The organism is Egibacteraceae bacterium (assembly GCA_040905805.1).
Lineage (GTDB): Bacteria > Actinomycetota > Nitriliruptoria > Euzebyales > Egibacteraceae > DATLGH01.
Genome location: JBBDQS010000125.1, coordinates 1 through 3,588 on the forward strand (window position 1 = coordinate 1; position 3,588 = coordinate 3,588).

A 3,588-nucleotide genomic window follows, 5' to 3' on the forward strand; every position below is an offset into this window, starting at 1 on the left:
ACAGATATGTCGCCGAGACCCCATCTACCGGCCGGTAACCCGGGGGTGGACCCGACGATCTACGAGATCCGGGCCGTGAGCAGGCGTGCGGGTAGCCCCGGTACCGCGAGGGTCGAGGGCTGCCTCGAGCCACGCGAGCACGTGGACGCCGGCGGTTGGCGCCGGCAACCCTGAAGGTGCGGCGGATACTCCCAAGGCTTTGAGCCAGGGATGCCTACTTCGGCGTGCCGCTGATGGCGTCCTCGTCAGCAATGGAACTGGACCGGTGGCTTGTCGGATCGCTTGGGGCGGCTGAAGTCGGAGATGCAGCCTTCTGGTTGTCTTGGGTTGCGGGCTGCCAACGGTCTACAGGGCCGTCCTGGGATGACAGCGGCGGGGGTTTTGTGGGGCTGGCAGGGATCGAACCCACGGCCAACCGGTTATGAGGTGGCGGCCACTGAGCTGAGCGCTGTGCTCACCTGCGGAAAAGCTGATTGTGAAGGAACGAAACCCGCGTAGATATCCGCTCGCTCATCCGGTCATCATGGGGCCCACGAATAGGGGCACACGATGAGCACCGTATCCGTAGATGATCCGTCACGGCATCACCGGGCCAACCCTGCCTACCAGCCAAACGCTGTGATATGATGCTGCCACAGCTAACACAGTAGCCCGGTGGGAGACGCGATGAGCGATCCGGTGACCGACATCCTCGAACACGGCAGCGACACACAACGGGCGGCGCTGCGCAGTTTCGCCGCCGCGCTCACCGACGCGGCCGCCGCCGCGGCCGCCCCCGCCGAGCCGCGGCCGGGCCTGGGCGACCCGCCCACCGCCGAGGAGGTCGCCGGCGCGGTGCGCCGCAACCACGAGCGTGTGTGGCGCTTCCGCGAGCAGCTGTACGACCGCGCGCTGTCATACCGGGAGGCCGCCCGGCGCCTTGGCGTGTCCACCAACCAGATCACCAACCTTGTGCGCACCGGCGACCTGCTCGCCATCGACGGCCCCGACGGCCCGCGGCTGCCCGCCTGGCAGTTCAACCCCGACACGCGCCGCGGGCGCCTCGACGGCATCCGCCACGCCACCACGGTGTTCTGTGGCCGCGTCTTGGGGCTGTCCGCTTGGATGACCACCCCCAGCCAGGCGCTCGGCGGCCGCACCCCCGCCGACGCGCTCGCCGACGGCGACGTCGATCACGTCGTCGCCCTCGCCGACTACACCTAACCCGGCTGCGCACATGCCCGGGCCCCCACCGGATCCCGATACGGCCACGCTACCGGACCCACCGGACCGGCCGGCCCGCGACCACCCAACCCCCGTCGACCTCGGCGGGGTCGCGCTGTGGCGCATCTGGCACCCCACCGTCCACACGCCTGCCGCGACGACGCTGCGCACCTACGGGCCGCTGCACCGCTTCGACCCGCACCCGCCGCCGGCCCGCGACCACGCCCCGCGCGGGCCCTACGCGTGGTACGGCGCCTTCCTGTTCGACACCGCCGTGTGCGAGCGTCTCGCCCGCGGCGCACCCGTCGTCGACGTCTGCCCCGGACTGCGTGCCACCCTCGTCGCCACCGCTCCCGCCACCGCCGTGCACGACCTCACCGACGCGCAGACCTGCGCAGCTCTCGGCGCCGACCCCGCCCTCGGAGACGACCGCGCCCCCGACGCCTACACCCGCACCCAATGGTGGGCCCGACACCTGCACCCCACCCCCCGCGTGGGGGGACTGCGCTACTGGTCCGCCCGCCACCGCGGGGCCGACGACCGCCGCCAGGGCATCAACATCGTCCTGTGGCGCAAACGTGCGCTGCGCCAACCCCTCCACCAGCACCGCCTCATCGACGACGTGCTGTGGCCCCACATGATTGTCGCGCTCGACCGCGTCGGCGTCGCCGCCAACCGCATCCCCGCCTGTCCGCGCTGCTGACCGTCCAGGCCGCCGCGGCCGCGGTCGACGAAAGCCTGGCACACCGCGTTCGCCTCCCTACTGCTCGAGGCGGGACACGACGCCGTGCACATAGCCGATCTCGACCTTCGTGGGGCTCCCGACGACGCGGTCCTCTGTCCAGCCGACGACCACAGGGCACCAGGGCGACAGACCAGATCTCATGGCACCAGCGGGGAACTCTGGTGGCCGTCAACGGGGAGACTCGTGTCCGCCTACGGGGAGGATCTCATGGCCGCCGACACTCGAGCGCGATTGTCGTGAGGGTTCAGCCCATGCCGGTGGGGGCGGGACTACAGATGCCGGTGCCCCCCGGAGGGTTGTGAAGGCCACTTGAACCGTCGGAGTCCGGCGATCTCCGAGGGTTGCTGGAAACCGCCGAGCCCTTGGAGTCCGGCGGATCCCCCAAGGTTGCACCGCCCGAGCGAAGGTCTGGGGATCAGCCGATACGCAAGGGTTTGCAGTCACGCCGTGGTCACCGCCGGAAGAGCGGCCGGGCCATTCACATGGCCCGATGCCGGCCTGTCGGACCGTTGCGCCAGTGTGCCGGCTCTACCGCTGGAGCAGGGTGTGGAGCGTGGTGAGCAACGCTCCCGCGGTGAACGGTTTCGCGAGGAAGTGTTCAACGCCCAGGTTGGTGGCCCTGGCGACCTCGCGACTGACGATGAGCCCGGTGACGGCGATCACGGGAAGGTCGGCCCGGTGCTCGAAGAGCGCCTGGATGGTAGCCGGGCCGTCCATCTGGGGCATCATCATATCGACGATCACGGCGGCGACGTCGTCAGCACGCTGCTTGAACAACGGGACGGCCTCCATTCCGCCACTGGCCTCGATGACCCGGTATCCGGCGGTTTCGAGCGTCCGGCGGGTCGCGCTGCGAACGTTCCCCTCGTCATCGATGAGGAGCACGACTTCGCCGTTCCCGTGGGGGAGCGAAGCCCCGTCGCCGTCGAGGCGCGCGATGACGTCCGGCGGGTCAGCGACGGGAACGTAGACGTCGAAGGTGCTGCCGGTGTCCGGTTGGCTGGTGATCTGGAAGAAGCCGCCGTGGCTGCGGACGATGCCGCGGGAGGTGGACAGGCCGAGCCCGGTCCCTTCGCCGTGGGTCTTGGTGGTGAAGAAGGGCTCGAAGATTCGATCCATCGTCGCCTGGGCGATGCCGGTGCCGTCGTCTTCGACGCGGATCCGGACGTAGCGCCCCGGCTCGGCTTGTTGGTCGCGAGTGGCGTAGTGGTCACCGACGGTGATGTTGTCGATGCTGAGGCGCAGTGTGCCGCCGTCGGGCATGGCGTCGCGGGCATTGATGCACAGGTTCATCACTACCTGGTGCAGCTGGGTGGGATCGCCGTTCACCGGCCACACCTCGATGCCGGTCTCCCGCTGGATGCAGATGTTCTTCGGGAACATCGTGCGCACCATCAGGGCGACGTCGTCGAGGAGACCGTTGAGGTCGAGCTCGCGCTGATGCCCGCCCACCCCGCCGGCGAACGAGAGCACCCGGCGGACCATCTCCGCGCCTCGGTCGGCGCACTGCTTGATGACCTCGAGCATCCTGGAGGCGGCGGCATCATCGTCGGACACTTCGAGCACCTCGACGGCGAGCATGATCGGAGCGAGCACGTTGTTGAGGTCGTGGGCGATCCCACCGGCCAGCGTGCCGAGGC

At 69.6% G+C, this 3,588-nt stretch carries 3 protein-coding genes; 2 read left to right on the top strand and 1 reads right to left on the bottom strand.

The genetic code is table 11. The annotated features are described in order from the left end of the window. Positions 1–666: 666 nt before the first annotated feature. A complete protein-coding gene (locus WD250_14000) occupies positions 667–1,203 on the top strand; it encodes an antitoxin Xre/MbcA/ParS toxin-binding domain-containing protein (protein ID MEX2621322.1) in 537 nt (178 codons plus the stop codon). Positions 1,204–1,216: 13 nt separating this feature from the next. Then, positions 1,217–1,906, top strand: a complete 690-nt coding sequence (locus tag WD250_14005) for an RES family NAD+ phosphorylase (protein ID MEX2621323.1) — start codon at positions 1,217–1,219, stop codon at positions 1,904–1,906. A gap of 570 nt (positions 1,907–2,476) precedes the next feature. Here WD250_14005 and WD250_14010 read toward each other — a convergent pair. Further along, positions 2,477–3,577 carry an ATP-binding protein gene (locus WD250_14010; protein MEX2621324.1) on the bottom strand — a complete coding sequence of 367 codons (1,101 nt, stop codon included), beginning with the start codon at positions 3,575–3,577 and terminating at the stop codon, positions 2,477–2,479. Between the last annotated feature and the right edge of the window lie 11 nt (positions 3,578–3,588).